Below are 17,304 nucleotides of genomic sequence, written 5' to 3' on the forward strand. Positions count from 1 at the left end.
CTAGCGTTATGGCGCTGGCAAGGCAAAGCGAGCCGGATCAAGGGGATACCTCGACCGGCGCGCACGCCTTCCGTGACCTCACGCCTTCGATTTCATTCCGTAAACGTGCTCGGGCCCAGGGAAAGCCCGCGAACGGACCTCCTCGGCATAGCCCTTGATCGCCGCTTCGATGCCGGGGCCGAGATCGCCATAGCGCTTGACGAATTTCGGCGGCTTCGGCGACAGGCCGAGCATGTCTTCGAGCACCAGCACCTGACCATCGCAGGCGGCGCTGGCACCAATGCCGATGGTCGGGATCGAAATCATCTCGGTGATCTTGCGGCCGAGCGGCTCGGCGACGGCTTCCACCACGACCGAGAACGCGCCGGCATCGGCAACCGCACGCGCGTCGGCCTCGATCGGTTCCCAGCTGCCCTCCTCGCGGCCCTGCGCCCGGAAAGAGCCCAGCGTGTTGATCGACTGCGGCGTGAGACCGATGTGACCCATCACAGGAATGCCGCGCTCGGTGAGGAACGCGATGGTCTCGGCCATCCGCACGCCGCCTTCGAGCTTCACGGCGCCGCAATGCGTCTCCTTGAGGATGCGTGCGGCAGAGTGAAAGGCCTGCTCCTTCGAGGCTTCATACGAACCGAAAGGCATGTCGACCACGACGAGCGCATGCTGCGAGCCGCGCATCACCGCGTGCCCCTGCAGGATCATCATCTCGAGCGTCACCGGCACGGTGGTCTCGAAGCCGTGCATCACGTTGCCGAGCGAGTCCCCGACCAGAATGGCGTCGCAATAACGATCGACCAGCGAGGCGGTGTGAGCGTGATACGACGTCAGCATCACGATCGGATCGCCGCCCTTGCGCGCGCGGATGTCGGGAGCGGTCTTCCGCCGAATGGTCGATTGAACAGACATGCTTAGGCTCCGAACACGGACACGCCGATAACGTAGGGATGGAAGACGAAGGCGAGCGCCAGATACAGCACGACGCCGGCCACGATGGCGATCACGTCGTTCTTGGCACCGCCGACCGGGATCGGCGGACCACCGGCATCGCTGCGACGCTTCAGCGAGATGCGGTCGTACACCGCCCAGGCCAGCAGCGAGCCGAACAGGATGATCGAGCCGAGATCGCCGTTCGCGATCAGGTGGCCGACCGCCCACAGCTTAACAGCAGTGAGCATGGGATGCTTGACCGCCGCGTAGATGCGACCGCGCGAATACGCCGCAGCCAGCAGGATCGCCATCGGCAGCATCAGCAGCGCGGTGAGATGCTTGGTCCAGTGCGGCGGATACCAGACGTCGATCCAGCCGTGCGCGCGATAGGATCCGAAGCCGTAAGCGATCAGCGCGAGGCCGCTGAGCGCCACCACCGCATAGGCGATCTTATAGACCGCCTCCCCGCCGATCCCGATCAGGCGGCTGCGCAGGTCGCGCTGGGTGGTGACGACATGAGTGCCGATGAACAGCACCAGGCCGACGATCATCAACGCAAGTCCCATCGCGTCACTCCTGTCTCGGCCGGCGCCTGCGGCGGTTTGCGCATCGGCCAATTCCACCTATGGTCCGCGCCGTCGCACGGCCGGCCGCAGCGCGGCGCCGTGCGGGCGAAATCCGGGTATCATTGTTTACGGGACCGATGCAAATGCTGGGACACCTCTTCCGCCGGACCCTGCCGCCGACGCTCGCGATGCTCGGCATTGCGGCTTGCGCAGTCAGCAGCGCGGCCGCTGCGCAGCCGGCGGCGTGGCCGCCGAAGACGGTGCGGATCGTGGTGCCGTTCGCCGCGGGGGCGACACCGGATCTGGTCGGCCGGGTGCTGGCCGATCAGCTTCATACGCAATATCCGGGCTCCACCTTCGTGATCGAAAACAAGCCCGGCGCCTCCGGCAATATCGGCACCGATGCGGTGGCCAAGGCTGCCCCGGATGGCGCCACACTCGGCATCTCGATCCCCGGCCCGCTCGCCATCAACACGCTGCTGTTTCCGAAGTTGCCCTACGATCCCGAACGCGACCTCGCACCGGTGACGCTGCTGACGCGAATGCCGAGCGTGCTCGCCGTGCCCGCGACAGCGGGCATCGGCAGCGTCGACGAGTTTGTCGCCAAGGTGAAAAGCGACAAAGGCGGTTTCGCCTACGCGTCGATCGGCGCCGGCTCGCTGTCGCAGCTGTGCATGGAAGCGATCGCGCAGAAGGCCGGTGCCGCGATGGTGCACATCCCCTACGCCGGCTCACCGAATGCGATGACCGCGCTGACCCGCGGCGACGTCCAGGCCGCGTGCCTACCGGCGATCTCGGTCGCCCCGCAGCACGCGGCGGGGACGGTGAAGATCCTGGCGGTGACCACGCCGGAGCGCTCGCCTTTCCTGCCCAACGTGCCGACGCTGAAGGAGAGCGGCATCGACGTGCAGTCGGACGCCTGGAACGCGCTGATCGCGCCAGCCGGCACGCCACCCGAACTGATCGCAGCGATCCACCGCGCGGTCGAAGCCGCGCTGGCCGATCCGGCGGTCCTCACCAAGCTCAAAACCCAGATGATGATGCCCGAAGCCTCGACGCCCGAGGCGCTGCGCCAGAAGATCGCCGACGAGAAGCGCAGCTGGGCGGGCGTGATCCGCGCTGCGGGCATCAAGGTGCAATAGGATCCGGCGGCGGGCAGCGCACCGCCGCCGTCTCGCTGCCCGAAGGGCTTACTTGTAGTAGCCGACCGCGCAGGTCTGATCGCCGATCTTGGTGACGAAGCTGACCTTCTGCACCGGATCGGTCTGGCCCGGGCGCGGCCACATATAGGCGACTTCCTTGACCTCGCCTTCCTTGGCGGTGGCGTAGATCTCTTCGCCCAGCGGCTTGCCGGTCTTGTCCTTGAGTTCCTTGAGGCTCTTGCCGGTGAGGGTCGGATGCGCGGTGAACAGGCCGTCCGGCCCGCCGCAGAACGGATACAGGTCGCGATCCTTGAAACCGCCCTCGCCCTTGGCAAACTCGGCGAGCGCCTTGGCCTTATCAGCCTTCACCGCGGCAGCGGCCTTGGTGAGCATCGCCTTGGCTTCGTCGGCCGTGCCGAACTCGCCGGCGAACGCGGCCGAGGCAGCAAACATGCTGGCGCCGGCGACGAGACATAATACTGATTTGAGTTTCATCTGGCATCTCCTCCTTTGAAAGCTCCCTTGGTGGAGCATGAGGAGAAGATATCCGCGGTCAGTTGCGGCGGTCAGCGCGACTTAGGGCGAACCATAAGGCGATACCAAGCGCCGCATGCCGTCAGCGGAAGCAAGCGATCCATCAGTGCGAGGAGATCCAGGCGCGGGCTTCGCGCTGGGCAACCGCAATCTCGTCCGCCGACATCAGCTCGGCCAGCTCGCGGCGATACGCGATCGCGTCAGTACGGCCTTTCAGCGCGGCGAGGTTGAACCACTTGTGCGCGGCGATCAGGTCGACCGGCGCGCCGCGGCCCGAGGCGAATAGCACACCGAGATCGAACAACGCATCGGGGTTCTCCCCGGCTTCGATCGGCATCGCAGTTTCGATATTCAGATGTCCCTGCAGCATCTTTGATCTCCATCTTTCGCCGCCGAACCGAGGGCGGCTCCTGTCCTCTGTTTGTCATCCCCACCGCCGTGACCCGGCGTGTTATGGGGCAATGATGGCCGATCAAATTTGAAGAGCAGTTTAAGCGTTGCGCTAAACGATTTCTGAACGCGCCGCGAGGGCCGGCGCCGGGCATTTCAAGAAATGCCTGTGCTGCAATGGCTTTTGGAATCTGGTGAGAGACGGTTTACCCTCCGGTTTGGCGAACCGATAACCATCGCCACAACCGCCTGGGGAAACGACGGGGCCGACCGCGGGCGCAAGATGGCTGCCGCAGGCTGATCGAACTCGGCGATGTGGAGGAATGGAACTGGATCAGCCGGACCGTGCCGGCGCGGGGCGATAGGCCCCACAAACAACGAGGGCGTCGGCGAACACGTCAGGTTCAGATCTCACACGCGGCTCGCCGCCCATGAAACTGCGGACCTGGTGTCCGCACCGTTCGAAGAAAAACCGTTTCTTCTACCGGGCTCTTCGGCGGCTGGTGATCCCTGCCGCTGTCGGATCCGGTCGTCTGACCTGATGTCTCGCCGACACCCTCTCGTCGACTAGGCCCTGGCTCGTGTCGCGGTGCGAAGAGCCTGTCCAGTGACGCGGCCGGCAGTGACGCTGCCGGCACCCGCTCGAAAGCGAGCTTACTTCTTCTTGGCGGCCTTCTTGGCGACCTTCTTGGTGGTCTTCTTCGCGGTCTTCTTCACCGCGCTCTTCGCGGTCTTCGCCTTCTTCGGCGCCGCTTTCTTGGTCGCCGCCTTCTTCGCTGCTTTCTTGGCCATGTTGCCCTCCGATAAGTGAGATGGCTTGATTGCTGCTGCGTGCACTCGGGAATCGAGATGCACTAATTCCCGAATACACCAACGCTTTGAAAAAAACAGTGTCCCGCTTAAGGAAGAGTTGATGGGAGTTGTCCCTCGCGCACAGGCGGTCTTGGCGAACGAGGCGTCGGAAGATCGATCGCGCGAACCGAGTTATGCGCGAAAAACCTGCATCGACACTTGTCAAGATCGCGGGAAACGCCTGTGCCGCAGCGATTTCATCAACTCACAAATCGAGCTAACTAACTACTTTGCAAAACCGGACCGAGTGCCGAGTCGGTCGCGCAAGGCCATCCGCAGACTCTGAGTCGCAATCTTTGGCAATGAAAAAATTTTCAGGCGCAATGCCACACCGGAGCGTCCAAACGCTCCGGCACAGGGGTTTTCTGCACGAGAAGATGCGGCTGATTCGCGAGCGCCGCGGCCATCGCGGGCGCACGATGCGTCGTCGCGGCGGCTCGCACGCGACGACCAAGGTCGTGCGTCAGAGGCCGAGCTTGCGCTTCAGCAGATCGTTGACCGCCTGCGGATTGGCCTTGCCGCCGGAGGATTTCATCACCTGACCGACGAACCAGCCGAGCATCGCCGGCTTGGCGACGACTTGTGCCACCTTATCTGGATTAGCGGCGACAATGTCGTCGACCACTTTCTCGATCTCCGACAGATCGGTGACTTGCTTCATGCCGCGCTGTTCCACCAGCGTGCGCGGATCACCGCCTTCGGTCCAGACGATCTCGAACAGCTCCTTGGCAATCTTGCCCGAGATCGTGCCCTCGCCGATCAGCTCGACGATGGCGGCGAGCTGTGCCGCCGACACCGGCGAAGCATCGATCGACTGGCCGTCCTTGTTGAGGCGGCCGAACAGCTCGTTGATGACCCAGTTGGCGGCGAGCTTGCCGTCGCGACCCTGGTCCTTCAGCTGCGCGAGCACCGCCTCGTAGAACTCGGCGCTCTCGCGCTCGCTGACCAGCACGCCTGCGTCTTCGACCGACAGGCCGAAGTCGTGGACGAACCGCTCCTTCTTGGCGTCGGGCAATTCCGGCAAGCCGGCCTTCAGGTCGTCGACATAAGCCTGGGTGAATTCCAGCGGCAGCAGATCCGGATCGGGGAAGTAGCGATAGTCGTGCGCCTCTTCCTTCGACCGCATCGACCGGGTCTCGCCCTTGTTGGCGTCGAACAGCCGGGTCTCCTGGTCGATCGTTCCACCGTCTTCGAGAATGCCGATCTGGCGGCGCGCTTCGTATTCGATCGCCTGACCGATGAAGCGGATCGAGTTGACGTTCTTGATCTCGCAGCGAGTGCCGTAAGGCTCGCCGGGACGGCGCACCGAGACGTTGACGTCGGCGCGCAGGCTGCCCTTCTCCATGTCGCCGTCGCAGGTGCCGAGATAGCGCATGATCGTGCGCAGCTTCGACACGTAAGCCTTGGCCTGTTCGGACGAGCGGAGGTCCGGCTTGGAGACGATCTCCATCAGCGCGACGCCGGAGCGGTTGAGGTCGACGAATGTCGAAGTCGGATGCTGGTCGTGCAGCAGCTTTCCGGCGTCCTGTTCGAGATGCAGCCGCTCGATGCCGACGGTGATGCTGTCGCCGTCCGGCAGGTCGACCACCACTTCGCCCTCACCGACGATCGGCGATTTGTACTGGCTGATCTGGTAGCCCTGCGGCAGGTCCGGGTAGAAATAGTTCTTACGGTCGAACACCGAGCGCAGATGGATCTTGGCGTTCAGCCCCAGCCCGGAGCGGATCGCCTGGCGCACGCACTCCTCGTTGATCACCGGCAGCATGCCGGGCATCGCGGCGTCGACCAGCGACACGTGGGTGTTCTGATCGCCGCCGAACGCGGTGGCCGCGCCGGAGAACAGCTTGGCATTGGAAGAGACCTGGGCATGGATCTCCAGCCCGATCACGACTTCCCAATCGCCGGTGGCGCCCTTGATGAGTTTCGAAGGTTTGACAGGTGCGTTCATAAGCAGGTTTCTACTCCGCTCCGGGCGCGGAGAAAACCCCTGCAACCGGCGCAAGGCGCGCTCCAGCGCCGCCGAATGCCCGGCCTGCGAATGTCCTACAGGCTGGCTGCGAAGGCGCGGAAGACCGGATTCTGTCGCAGCACGTCGCGCCCCGCCGAGATCAGTTCGTCGACCTGCTGCGGCGGCAGCACGAAGCGCGTGGCGATCCGCTCCAAGGACGCAGCCCGCTGCGCCTCGAGCTGATCGAACGCCAGCCGGCCGACGAAGAAGCGCAGGTCGCGGCAGTCCCAGCCGGGTCCGGCACCGTAGCGCGCCCGATCCGCTGCCGACAGGCCGCAGCGCCAGCGCACCAGCTTGTCGCGCCAATCCGAGATCGTGCGATCGAACGCCGTGTAGCTGGCGCCGACGCTGGCATCTATCGTGGTGTCGACGGCGGCCTTGAGCAGCTCGACGCCGCTCGGACCTTCGACGGTGTCGACCCAGTTGCCCGAGATGCCGGTCTTGGCGTCGACCACCAGCATCATCAGCCGCCGCAGCTTGACCGCCTGCTGCGGGGTCAGCGGACCGTACGGCGTCTCCGAGGACTCGCGCGCGATCGTGAGCGCCGAGACGCCGTAATTGTCGACCAGCCCGCCGTCGAGCAGCTTGATGAAGGGGACCGCGCCCTCGCGATAACGCAGCACCGCCTTGGCGTAGGAGCTCAGCATCGGCGAGGAGTTGCCCTCGGCCGTCGCGGCGCGCCGGACCCAGCGCGGCAGCGGTGTGTTACAGGCACCGGGAAACGCCTGGACAACCGCCGGAGCAAACGCGAGCGGCACCGCCGCCGAGGCCGCGACCGCGTTCGACAGCGGATAGGCGTCGAGGTCGCTGCAGATGGCGGAGAACGACGTGCTGGTGAACACGAACGGCACGCGATTGTAGATGTCGGAGGCGTTGATCCACACCGTCGGCCGGTCGCCGGCGCGCAGTTGCGCGAAGGTCGCGCCCTCGAACAGATGCGCGTCGAGCCAACGGGTGAAGCCGACCGAGTCGTTGATGCCGCCGGTGAACGCCTTGCCGATGGTGTTGAGCGACAGCGTGGTCTGGAGCCCCTCTTCCGCATTGCGCAGCAGGAAGCGCTCGCGGAAGTCGCTGAGCGCAGCGCGTCCCTTCAGGCCGAAATAGGCGGCAGTGACCGACCCGCCGGAGACTCCAGAGACGAAGCCGACACGATCGAGCATCGCTGAACGCGCGCCATGCAGCGGCACGCGCTCCATCTCCGACAACACGCCGAACGAGAATGCCGCCGCGCGGGTGCCGCCGCCCGAGAACGACAGGCCAATGATGGCGTCTTCGCTGCGCGTGCCGATGTCGGACGCAACCTTGTCGGCAACCACTCCTTCGAGCGGCACGTTGACCGGCGTGTTGTAAACCGAGGCGCAACCGGCGAGCACGAGGCAGGCGGCGGCTGCGGACAGAAGACGATCTCTCCACGGCTTCATCGAGAGGACACCGGTTGAAGGGGCGGCAACATTGATGCCGCGGACCATCGGCTGCAAAGGTTCAGGTCCACTTAACGCTGCGGAACCAGGGAAGCTGGCGGTCGGCTTGTGGCATAAGCAAGGCGAGGTGCCCGTGTTCGATCAATTCGCAGCGCGCGGGGACGGCGCATCGAAGCCGATGGTGAAGAACGCGCCCTGCCCGCGAATGCTGCGCGCTTCGAAACTGACGTTGCGGGCGTTCTCCTTCAGCGTCTGCAGAATCAGCGCGCCAAGCTTGCGCGGCGACGGCCAGCTCTGCCCGTCGGGAAGGCCGGCGCCATCATCCGACACCATGATCCTGACACGGCCCTGATCGGTCTCGCAGATCACCTTGATCCGTCCGGCGTCGCGGCCGACGAAGGCGTATTTCAGCGCGTTGGTCAGCATCTCGTTGACCAGCAGCCCGGCCGGCATCGCGATGTTGACCGATAGCGGGCAATAGTCGGCATGCACCTCGCAATTGATCTCGCCGGCGGCGTTGGCGCGGATCACCGCGTTGGCGATATCTGAGAGATACTGGCCGAGATCGATCTGCCCGGCGTCGGCGCTCGGGGTCTCGTCCGACAACACACGGTACAGCGCGGTCAGCGCATCGATCCGGCTGGCGAGTCGCGCCAGTGCCACGGTCTCGCCTTCCGCGGCAGAGCGCGCTTCGAGCCGGATCAGGGCGGTAATCAGCTGCAGATTGTTTTTCACCCGATGCTGCAGCTCGCGCATCAGGGTGTCGCGCTCGCGGATCTGACTTTCGAACCGCTCGATCTGCGCCCGCTCGCGGCCGCCGACGTCGACCAGTGCAACAATCCGATAGTTCTCGACGCCGTCGTCGCTTTCGATCACCGCCGCATAGGCCTGGACGATCAGCAACCGCTCCGATGGCGCGGTCTTGCGGAATACACCAAGGAAATCTTCGTCGTCGCGGATCGTGGCGCCGAGCGCGCGGCCAGTGTCATCGTGGTCAGAAAAGTCGTCGAGGCAAGACCAGCCCCTGCCGTCGACATCGGCCTTAGACAGCTCTGTCAGCGCCTCGAACGCCTGATTGATATAGACGATCCGCTGGCCCTCGCCGCAGCCCCGCGACACCGCGATCGCCACCGGCACATTGTCCAGCAGGTGCTTGTAGCGATCGCTCTCGATCGCCGCGGCCAGCTTTGGCGATCCGAGGATCTGATCGACACCTTGCGGTGGACCTTGGACGTCGTCAGCGCTCATGCAACCACCCTGCCCCGGCCGAGAATGGCCAACGGCGCCAGCAAACGCAACGTCTAACGCGCGCGGACGATCGGACTCAGGCCCACCACTTGGCCGGCGTGAACCGTCCGGCTGCCTGCTCAATCACCTCGCCGAGCGAGAACAAGGTGTCCTCGTCGAACGGCCGGCCGATCAGCTGCAGTCCGAGCGGCAGACCTTGGGAGTCGCTTCCCGCCGGGACGGCGATGCCAGGCAGGCCGGCCATGTTCACCGTCACGGTAAAGATGTCGTTCAGATACATCTCGACCGGATCGGCGCCACCCTTCTCGCCGATGCCGAACGCCGCCGAGGGCGTCGCCGGCGTCAGGATCGCGGAGACGCCCTGATCGAAGCATTGCTCGAAGTCGCGCTTGATCAGCGTGCGCACCTTCTGGGCGCGCAGATAGTACGCGTCGTAATAGCCGGCCGACAGCACGTAGGTGCCGATCATGATGCGGCGCTTCACCTCGGCGCCGAAGCCGGCAGCGCGCGTGTTCTCGTACATCTCGATGATGTTGCGGCCGTTGACGCGCGCGCCGTAGCGGACGCCGTCATAACGCGCGAGGTTCGACGAAGCCTCCGCCGGAGCCACGATATAATAGGCCGGCAGCGCGTATTTGGTGTGCGGCAGCGACACCTCGACGAGCTCAGCGCCCGCGGCTTTCAGCCACTCGGCACCCTGGCTCCAGAGCTTCTCAATTTCGGCCGGCATGCCGTCGAGCCGGTACTCTTTCGGGATGCCGATCTTCATGCCCTTCACCGAGCCGCCGACCGCGGCCTCGTAATTGGGCACCGGCCGATCGACCGAGGTGGTGTCCTTCGGATCATGGCCGGCCATCGATCGCAGCAGGATCGCGCTGTCGCGCACCGTGCGGGCGATCGGGCCCGCCTGATCGAGAGAGGATGCGAACGCGACGATGCCCCAGCGCGAGCAGCGGCCATAGGTCGGCTTGATGCCGACCGTGCCGGTGAACGCCGCCGGCTGACGGATCGAGCCGCCGGTGTCGGTCGCGGTGGCGCCGAGGCACAGGCCCGCCGCAACCGCAGCGGCCGAACCGCCGGACGAGCCGCCCGGCACCAGCTTGGCGTCGGAGCCGGCACGGCGCCACGGATTGATCACCGGGCCGAAGCACGAGGTCTCGTTCGACGAGCCCATCGCGAACTCGTCGTTGTTGAGCTTGCCGAGCAGCACCGCGCCGTCGCGCCACAGCTGCGTCGTCACGGTCGACTCGTAGGTCGGCTTGAAGTCTCCGAGGATCTTGGAGCACGCGGTGGTGCGCTCGCCCTTGGTGGCGAACAGGTCTTTGATGCCGAGCGGCAGCCCGGCCAGCGGTCCGCCCTCGCCCTTTGCGATCTGCGCGTCCGCGGCCTTCGCCATCTGGCGCGCCTGTTCCGGCGTCTCCAGCACATAGGCGTTGAGCACGCGCGCGGCTTCGATCGCGGCGAGGTGGGCGTCGGTCAGTTCGACCGCGGTGAAGGACTTGTTTGCGAGGCCATCGCGGGCCTCGGCCAGCGTCAGCGAAGTCAGGTCGGTCATGGTTCAGGGCACGCCTGGATAAAAGCCGGCGACAGGCCGGTCACGGGCGCCGCGGATCGTGCGGCTCTGTTGCAGCGCTGGCTAGCACAGCGCCTCCGGGAAATGAAGCGATTGCCCCCGGAATCGGTCTTTCGAGCGTGATAAGATGTGCCCCAGCTATCGTGGAGGCCGCGCCATGCCATGGGAAAATCCGCCGGGAAAACGCTATTTCGGCAAGCCAGTCACTGACGATCCCGACGATGCGCCGGAACTACTGGAGGACTTTTTCGAGGACGCTGTTTACCGTGTCAGCGGCAGGACCGTCTCCCGCGAGGAGTTTGCGGCCTTGGTCCAGGAAAGGACCAAGGCCATCGGCAAGCCTGACAAGTCTTAGTTGAGCCTACTTATTGACCGGGCTGCAGAAGAACGGCGACAGCGTCTTGTCGTTATCGGGCGCGTCGCGGCGGGCCTTGTCGGCGGCCTGCAACTGGTCGAGCACCGCATCCATCGCCTTATCGGCGTCGACGACCTTGCCCTGCCGCCCCATCGCGTCGAGGTAGTCCATATAGGCCTGATAGGCCTTCTCGTCGTCGCACAGCAGGCACATCGGCGCGTCCTTTATTCGACCACCTTCGGCACCAGGAAGAAGTGATCCTCGGTCGATGGGGCATTCGCCACCACCTGATCGGCGATTTCGCCGTCGTTGACCACGTCGGCGCGCTTCTTCATCTGCATCGGCGTCACCGAGGTCATCGGCTCGACGCCATCGACGTCGACCTCCGAGAGCTGCTCGACGAAGGCCAGCATCGCATTGAGCTCGCCCTGCAGATGCGGCACCTCGTCGTCGGTCACGGCGATCCGCGCCAGATGCGCGATGCGGCGGACAGTGGAGGCGTCAACCGACATAATATAGGGCCTTTCTGCGAGATATCGACCTGCGCCGTATAGCAGAGCCGGGTTTCGCGTCGCAACCTCGGTGGCCGACCGCCCTGCCTCAGCCGGCGAGCTGGCTGAGGCGCGCCAAGGCCGCGCCGGCCAGCGCCCGGGTGAGTTCGGCCGCCGGCATGTCGCGGCCGAGCCGCACCGCCTGCCCCGCCCAGAGATTGGTGAAGTCGGTTTTGCCGTGCTGCTCCGCGGCCGCCTTCAGCGGTCCCAGGGCCGAGGCCGCGTGCGGGAACGCCGGCGCGTCCGGCGACACCGGTCCGACCTCGCGCATCAGACGATTGGCGACGCCGCGCGCCGGCCGGCCGGTCATCACATTGGTGATCACGGTTGCTTCGTCGGTGCCCTGCGCGAGCTGCACCCGCACCAGCGCGCTGGTCCGGGATTCCGGGCAGCGCAGATACGCGGTACCGATCTGCACGCCGGCGGCGCCGAGCGCGAACGCCGCTGCGATGCCTCGGCCGTCCGCGATCCCGCCCGCCGCAATCACCGGCACCCGCACCGCATCGACCACCTGCGGCAGCAGCGCGAACAATCCCGGCTGCTGCGCAATGTCGTCGGTCATGAACATGCCGCGGTGGCCGCCGGCCTCCGCGCCCTGCACGATCACCGCATCGACGCCGTGCTCTTCCAGCCAGATCGCCTCGCGCACGATCGTCGCGGATGCGATCACTTTGGCGCCGGCCGCCTTGACGCGGTCGAGCAGCGCGGCCTCAGGAAGACCGAAATGAAAGCTGACGACTTCGGGCTTCAGCTCCTCAACCAGCGCGCACATCGCCGCATCGAACGGCGCTCGGCTCGCCGCGGGCGCCGGCATCGCCGGGTCGAGCCCGAGTTCGGTGAAGTAAGGCGTCAACCGCTTGCGCCAGATCTGTTCGCGCGCCACATCCGGCGTCACCGCCTGATGGCAGAAGAAGTTCAGATTGATCGGCGCTGAAATCTGCTGCCGAAATATCCCGACCTGCTCGCGCGCTTTGTCCGGCGACAGCATCGCGCACGGCAGCGAGGCCAGCGCCCCGCCGCGCGCCGCGGCAATAGCGAGTTCCGCATCCATCGCGCCCGCCATCGGGGCGAGCAGAATCGGACATTCGATAGCGAACAGGTCGAGGAGACGGCGATCCGGCCACATGATCAGGCTCTCGCGATTGTAGGGGAAAGCGGCGCAGCCTCGTTGCCCGCCGCGGACAGTTTTACACACCGCCTTGTGGCTCGGCTATGGCGCCTCGAGCCCCTCACGACGAACCAATGGATGTTTTGGCAAGTCGACCGCGCGTGCTATGCGGGCGTCATGCCTGCCCTGATCCTTCCTCTGATCGAAGCCGCCGCGCATTGGCCGGCGCGCGGTGCCCTGCTTGGCCTCGACCTCGGCACCAAGACGATCGGCGTCGCCGCGTCCGACCCGGACCGCAAGCTCGCCACCGGCGTCGAGACCATCGCCCGCAAGGCGTTCACCGCCGATGCGGCCCGGCTGCTGGCGCTGGCCGCCGAACGCACCGCCTGCGGCTTCGTGCTCGGCCTGCCGCTCAACATGGACGGCAGCGAAGGCCCGCGCGCGCAGTCGACCCGCGCCTTCGCCCGCAATCTCTCCCGGCTCACCGAGCTACCGATCGGGCTCTGGGACGAACGGCTGTCGACCGCCGCGGTCGAGCGCGAGCTGATCGCCAACGACGTCAGCCGGGCGAAACGGGCCAAGGTGATTGACGAGCACGCGGCGATCTTCATCCTGCAGGGCGCGCTCGACCGGCTCGCGGCGCTCCGCCGAGCCGAGTGAGCCAACAACAGGACTGATCCGATGAATTGCGTGTGCGGCTCGGGCAAGACTTACGACGACTGCTGCGGCCCCCTGCTCGCCCGCACCCGGCCTGCAGCCTCACCGGAAGCGCTGATGCGGTCGCGCTACGCGGCGTATGCGCTGAAGGACTTCGACTACATTGTCGAGACCACCGATCCGGAGCGGCGTGACCTGTTCGATCACGACGTCAACCGCGCCTGGATGGAGGAGTCCGACTTCCTCGAACTACGGGTACTCGGCAGCAGCGAGAAAGGCAGCCGTGGCACCGTCGAGTTCATCGCCCGCTTCCGCCGCCGCGGCGGCCCCGAGCAGAGCCATCATGAGCGCTCGCAATTCCGCAAAGCGCGCGGTCGCTGGTACTTCTCGGAAGGCGAAGCGGTCGACTGATCACTTGCGCTCCCGTCATTGCGAGGAGCGAAGCGACGAAGCGATCCAGAAACTCAGTGCACCACACCTCTGGATTGCTTCGCTCGCCATGACGGAGTTAGCGCTTCCGTAAAAGCACCGGCTGGCTCACATCTCCGGCAGCACGCGCCCCAACAGGCCCTTCGCAATCTCGGTCGGAATATCGGAAGCGCCGTAGAGCGTTGCCGGCTCGGGCACCAAGCGGGTGCGGGCGAAAAGTTCGGCGTGCGGCGGGTGGATTTCGTTCAGCGCCGCGGCAGCAGCGAGCTTGGCCAGCATCTCGACCGCAAGCCTCGCGGTGCGCTCGTTGTCGACCTGCAGCAGCGCACGTGCGATCAGACCTGCCGCCGCCGGTCCGCCGGTGAGCGCCGAGGTATCCTGGATCAGCGCCTGCAACACCTCGGTGCCGGCATCGCTCTCGCGCGACATCGCCCGCAGCACGTCGAGGCACATCACATTGCCCGAGCCTTCCCAGATCGCATTGACCGGCGCCTCGCGATAGTGTCGCGCCAGGATGCCGTCCTCGACGTAGCCATTGCCGCCGAGACATTCCATCGCTTCGTACACAAATGGCGGCGCTGACTTGCAGATCCAGTATTTCACCGCCGGCGTCAGCAGCCGCATATAGGCTGCTTCGAGCGGATCGTTCGGCGCTTCGTCGAAAGCGCGGCACAGCCGCATCACTAGCGCCACCGAGGCCTCGACCTGCAGCGCCATGTCGGCGAGCACCGACACCATCAGCGAATGGTCGGCGAGCCGCTTCTGAAACACGGTGCGATGCCGGGTGTGATACAGCGCATGAACGAGCGACGACCGCATCAGGCCGGCAGACGCGATCGCGCAATCCTGCCGGGTGAGCTGCACCATCTGGATGATGGTGCGAATACCACGGCCGAGTTCGCCGACCGGCAGCGCATAGGCACCGGTGAACTCGACTTCGGACGAGGCATTGGAGCGGTTGCCGAGCTTGTCCTTGAGCCGCTGGAAACGGATCTCGTTGACCGAGCCGTCGGGCTGGAAGCGCGGCATGAAGAAGCAGCTCAGTCCCTCGTCGGTTTGCGCCAGCACCAGGAAGGCGTCGCACATCGGCGCCGACATGAACCATTTGTGGCCGACGATGCGGTAGGCGTCGCCGTCGCGGAACGCGCGCGTCGCGTTGGTGCGCACATCGGTGCCGCCCTGCTTCTCGGTCATTCCCATGCCGATGCTCATGCCGCGCTTCGCTGACCATGGCGCGAAGCTCGGATCGTACTGACGGGTGCCGAGCACCGGCATCACCTGCGCCAGCAGGTCCGGCTGCGAGCCAAGCGCCGCCACTGATGCGCGAGTCATCGTCACAGGGCAGAGGTGACCGGTCTCGACCTGAGCGGCCATGTAGAACTTCGCGGCACGCACCACTTCCGAAGCATTGCCGGCGGGCTTGCCGTGCGCGTCCCAGGTGGAGTTGTGCAGGCCGGCCTTGAAGCTCTCCGCCATCAGCTCGTGATACGACGGATGGAATTCGACCTGATCGCGGCGCATGCCCTTGGCGTCGAAGGTCTTCAGCTTCGGGGTGTATTCGTTGGCGAGGCGGCCACGTTCGGCCATCTCGGTGGTGCCCCACGCCTTGCCGAAGGCTTCGAGCTCGACATGAGCGTTGGCGCCCTGATTGAAGGTGATCGCCTCGAGCAGCGGCCGGTCGGCGCCGAGCAGGTCAATGTCCGGAAGCGGCGGCGACTGGTTGAACACCTCGTGGGTGGCGAAGGAAGGCTGCGTCATGGCGGTTCCAGCGAGGGGGTAAGGATTCGCGCGCATGTTACGCAGAAAACCGCCGCGATGACATGGCGGATCGCCGCGCCCTCACTTCATCCGTTCACGCGCCGCCTTGAAGCCGGTGACGAACCGCGCCAGCGTGTGCGAGGTAGCGCCACGCGGCAGCATCACTTCGATCAGTGAGAACACCCCGCGCCGCTCGACCGCGCGCTGCAGCGCCGCGGCGAGTTCGGCGCGCGTCGTCACCCGCTCGCCGAAGCCGCCGATCGAATGCGCGATGTCGGCAAAGTGCCAGTCGTCCAGATCGTTGAACTTGGATTCCGGCTGGAACACCCGCAGCATTTCCCAGCTGCAATTGTTGAACAGCACCACGATCGGATCGAGCCCGTAACGCTTGCAGTTGCCGAGCTCCCAGCCGGTCATCTGGAACGCACCGTCGCCCACCAGCACCAGCGGCCGCAGGCCGGTCGCGGCGACGCCGACGCCGGCGGGCACGCCGAACCCCATGCCCGCGTAGTATCCCGGGGCCGCCAGCGCAGTGTTGTCGATCTCCATCGCGGTGAACAGGCAATCGCCGATATCGGCGGTCATCGGCATCTTGCCGTGGCGGTCGAACAGATCGTTGATCGCGGTGGCGATATCCGACGGTGCGATCGGCGACGCGTCGAGCGTCAGCCCACGCGGATAGGCCATCCCCTTCCCGACATTGCGCGGCCGCGGTGGATGCTGCGAGGCGTGGGCATCGAGACCGGCGATCAGGTCAGCCAGCGGCAGGTCGCGATAGACGTGGTGACCGATCTGCACCTCGCGCCCAGTCGCCAGCACGGTGCGGCGCGGATCGGTCATGTTCGAAGACAGCGCGAAGTTGGTATCGGACAGGATGACACCGAACATCAGCACCAGGTCGGCGCCCTCGACCAGCGCCGACAGGTCCGGATCACCGGCGGCGCCGAGATAGGTGCCGGCCACTACGTCGTCGTCGCCTTCGAGCAGGCCGCGGCCCATGAACGTCGTCACCACCGGCAGGCCCAGCTTGCGGGCCAGCGCGGCGACCTGCTGCTCGACGCCGTAGCGGCGGATTTCGACGTCCACCACCATCACCGGCGACTTTGCCCTGGCGATCCGATCCAGGATTTCTTCGGCACACTCGTCCCGCGCGCCGATATCGGCCTCGCGCCGCGGCAGCTTCGGCACCGGGTCGACCTTGGCGTCGACCATGTCGCGGGGAAATTCGATGTACACCGGCAGCGACAATTCGAGCGCGCTCCGCAGCACCCGCGCGATCTCGGCGGGCGCGGTCGCCGGATCGCTCAGCACGGCCTGATCGCAAGTGACTTCCTTGAATACCGCAAGTTGGGAATCGACGGTGCGGACCTGATGATGCAGCAGATAGCCGCTGGTGCGCTCTCGCGCGCCCGGCGCGCCGGCGATCACCACCACCGGCGAGCGCTCCGCATAGGCGCCGGCGATCGAGTTGACGAGGTTGAACGCGCCGGCCCCGTAGGTCACCACCGCGACGCCGATGCTGCCGCGATAGCGCGACGCCGCATCGGCCGCGAAGCCGACCGCCGGCTCGTGGCTCATGGTGAAATAAGGCAGCGTGCCGCTCTCCTCGATCACCTTGAAAAACGGCAGCACGAAATCGCCGGGGATGCCGAAGATCTCCCGAGCACCGTGATCCTTGAGAGCGTCGAGCAGCGCGGTCGCAAGTGTCGGCATGAGAGCTCCTGGCTGGGCAAGAAGGGCCGGACCGCTTTACCAGAGCTTCCGACTTTCGACCAACCGCACGCCAGT

The 17,304-nt window shown here is 65.7% G+C and carries 18 protein-coding genes; 4 read left to right on the top strand and 14 right to left on the bottom strand.

The window, feature by feature from the left end; translation table 11 throughout:
* Positions 1-78: 78 nt before the first annotated feature.
* Both panB and HZF03_RS15585 read right to left on the bottom strand, forming a co-directional pair.
* Complete coding sequence (gene panB, locus HZF03_RS15580; protein WP_011158643.1) at positions 79-903, bottom strand: 3-methyl-2-oxobutanoate hydroxymethyltransferase; 825 nt, start codon at positions 901-903, stop codon at positions 79-81.
* A 2-nt stretch (positions 904-905) separates the two neighbouring features.
* On the bottom strand, positions 906-1,490 hold the full coding sequence (locus HZF03_RS15585) for an NnrU family protein (RefSeq protein WP_104511617.1): 585 nt from the start codon (positions 1,488-1,490) through the stop codon (positions 906-908).
* Positions 1,491-1,633: 143 nt separating this feature from the next.
* Between HZF03_RS15585 and HZF03_RS15590 the strand changes: the two genes are divergently transcribed.
* On the top strand, positions 1,634-2,632 hold the full coding sequence (locus HZF03_RS15590; RefSeq protein WP_119018192.1) for a Bug family tripartite tricarboxylate transporter substrate binding protein: 999 nt from the start codon (positions 1,634-1,636) through the stop codon (positions 2,630-2,632).
* A 48-nt stretch (positions 2,633-2,680) separates the two neighbouring features.
* Here HZF03_RS15590 and HZF03_RS15595 read toward each other — a convergent pair whose 3' ends face one another.
* The 7 genes from HZF03_RS15595 to gatA all read right to left on the bottom strand — a co-directional run bounded on the left by HZF03_RS15595 (position 2,681) and on the right by gatA (position 10,640).
* A complete protein-coding gene (locus tag HZF03_RS15595) occupies positions 2,681-3,127 on the bottom strand; it encodes a cache domain-containing protein (protein WP_119018191.1) in 447 nt (148 codons plus the stop codon).
* Between the two features lie 142 nt (positions 3,128-3,269).
* Entirely contained in the window at positions 3,270-3,536 is a 267-nt protein-coding gene (locus tag HZF03_RS15600) for an SEL1-like repeat protein (RefSeq protein ID WP_011158647.1), read from the bottom strand.
* 674 nt (positions 3,537-4,210) lie between these two features.
* Positions 4,211-4,348: a hypothetical protein gene (locus HZF03_RS15605; protein WP_012496544.1), complete on the bottom strand. Its 138-nt coding sequence runs from the start codon at positions 4,346-4,348 to the stop codon at positions 4,211-4,213.
* Between the two features lie 523 nt (positions 4,349-4,871).
* Complete coding sequence (gene gatB, locus HZF03_RS15610; protein ID WP_119018190.1) at positions 4,872-6,356, bottom strand: Asp-tRNA(Asn)/Glu-tRNA(Gln) amidotransferase subunit GatB; 1,485 nt, start codon at positions 6,354-6,356, stop codon at positions 4,872-4,874.
* A gap of 95 nt (positions 6,357-6,451) precedes the next feature.
* A complete protein-coding gene (locus HZF03_RS15615) occupies positions 6,452-7,837 on the bottom strand; it encodes a patatin-like phospholipase family protein (protein ID WP_119018189.1) in 1,386 nt (461 codons plus the stop codon).
* A gap of 141 nt (positions 7,838-7,978) precedes the next feature.
* Positions 7,979-9,085: a sensor histidine kinase gene (locus HZF03_RS15620; protein WP_011158651.1), complete on the bottom strand. Its 1,107-nt coding sequence runs from the start codon at positions 9,083-9,085 to the stop codon at positions 7,979-7,981.
* 76 nt (positions 9,086-9,161) lie between these two features.
* Positions 9,162-10,640 carry an Asp-tRNA(Asn)/Glu-tRNA(Gln) amidotransferase subunit GatA gene (gene gatA, locus HZF03_RS15625; RefSeq protein WP_119018188.1) on the bottom strand — a complete coding sequence of 493 codons (1,479 nt, stop codon included), beginning with the start codon at positions 10,638-10,640 and terminating at the stop codon, positions 9,162-9,164.
* 175 nt (positions 10,641-10,815) lie between these two features.
* Between gatA and HZF03_RS15630 the strand changes: the two genes are divergently transcribed.
* Positions 10,816-11,013 (top strand): hypothetical protein, encoded by a 198-nt coding sequence (locus HZF03_RS15630; RefSeq protein WP_133303233.1) that lies wholly within the window; start codon positions 10,816-10,818, stop codon positions 11,011-11,013.
* A 6-nt stretch (positions 11,014-11,019) separates the two neighbouring features.
* Here HZF03_RS15630 and HZF03_RS15635 read toward each other — a convergent pair whose 3' ends face one another.
* From HZF03_RS15635 to HZF03_RS15645, 3 genes are all read right to left on the bottom strand, one after another.
* The gene (locus HZF03_RS15635; RefSeq protein WP_119018186.1) at positions 11,020-11,226 is read right to left on the bottom strand and encodes a hypothetical protein; all 207 of its coding nucleotides are present in this window, start codon (positions 11,224-11,226) and stop codon (positions 11,020-11,022) included.
* 11 nt (positions 11,227-11,237) lie between these two features.
* Positions 11,238-11,525: an Asp-tRNA(Asn)/Glu-tRNA(Gln) amidotransferase subunit GatC gene (gene gatC / locus HZF03_RS15640; RefSeq protein ID WP_119018185.1), complete on the bottom strand. Its 288-nt coding sequence runs from the start codon at positions 11,523-11,525 to the stop codon at positions 11,238-11,240.
* A gap of 88 nt (positions 11,526-11,613) precedes the next feature.
* Positions 11,614-12,690, bottom strand: coding sequence for an NAD(P)H-dependent flavin oxidoreductase (locus tag HZF03_RS15645; protein ID WP_119018184.1), 1,077 nt, complete (start codon positions 12,688-12,690; stop codon positions 11,614-11,616).
* A gap of 159 nt (positions 12,691-12,849) precedes the next feature.
* Here HZF03_RS15645 and ruvX point away from each other — a divergent pair, with 159 nt between their 5' ends.
* Both ruvX and HZF03_RS15655 read left to right on the top strand, forming a co-directional pair.
* Complete coding sequence (gene ruvX / locus HZF03_RS15650; RefSeq protein ID WP_119018236.1) at positions 12,850-13,332, top strand: Holliday junction resolvase RuvX; 483 nt, start codon at positions 12,850-12,852, stop codon at positions 13,330-13,332.
* Positions 13,333-13,353: 21 nt separating this feature from the next.
* Positions 13,354-13,740 carry a YchJ family protein gene (locus HZF03_RS15655; RefSeq protein WP_119018183.1) on the top strand — a complete coding sequence of 129 codons (387 nt, stop codon included), beginning with the start codon at positions 13,354-13,356 and terminating at the stop codon, positions 13,738-13,740.
* A 126-nt stretch (positions 13,741-13,866) separates the two neighbouring features.
* Here the strand turns inward: HZF03_RS15655 and HZF03_RS15660 are convergent, their stop codons facing one another.
* A complete protein-coding gene (locus tag HZF03_RS15660; RefSeq protein ID WP_119018182.1) occupies positions 13,867-15,516 on the bottom strand; it encodes an acyl-CoA dehydrogenase family protein in 1,650 nt (549 codons plus the stop codon).
* 81 nt (positions 15,517-15,597) lie between these two features.
* Entirely contained in the window at positions 15,598-17,229 is a 1,632-nt protein-coding gene (ipdC, locus tag HZF03_RS15665) for an indolepyruvate/phenylpyruvate decarboxylase (protein ID WP_119018181.1), read from the bottom strand.
* Positions 17,230-17,304 lie beyond the last annotated feature (75 nt).

Source organism: Rhodopseudomonas palustris (genome assembly GCF_013415845.1).
In the GTDB taxonomy this organism is placed as follows: domain Bacteria; phylum Pseudomonadota; class Alphaproteobacteria; order Rhizobiales; family Xanthobacteraceae; genus Rhodopseudomonas; species Rhodopseudomonas palustris_F.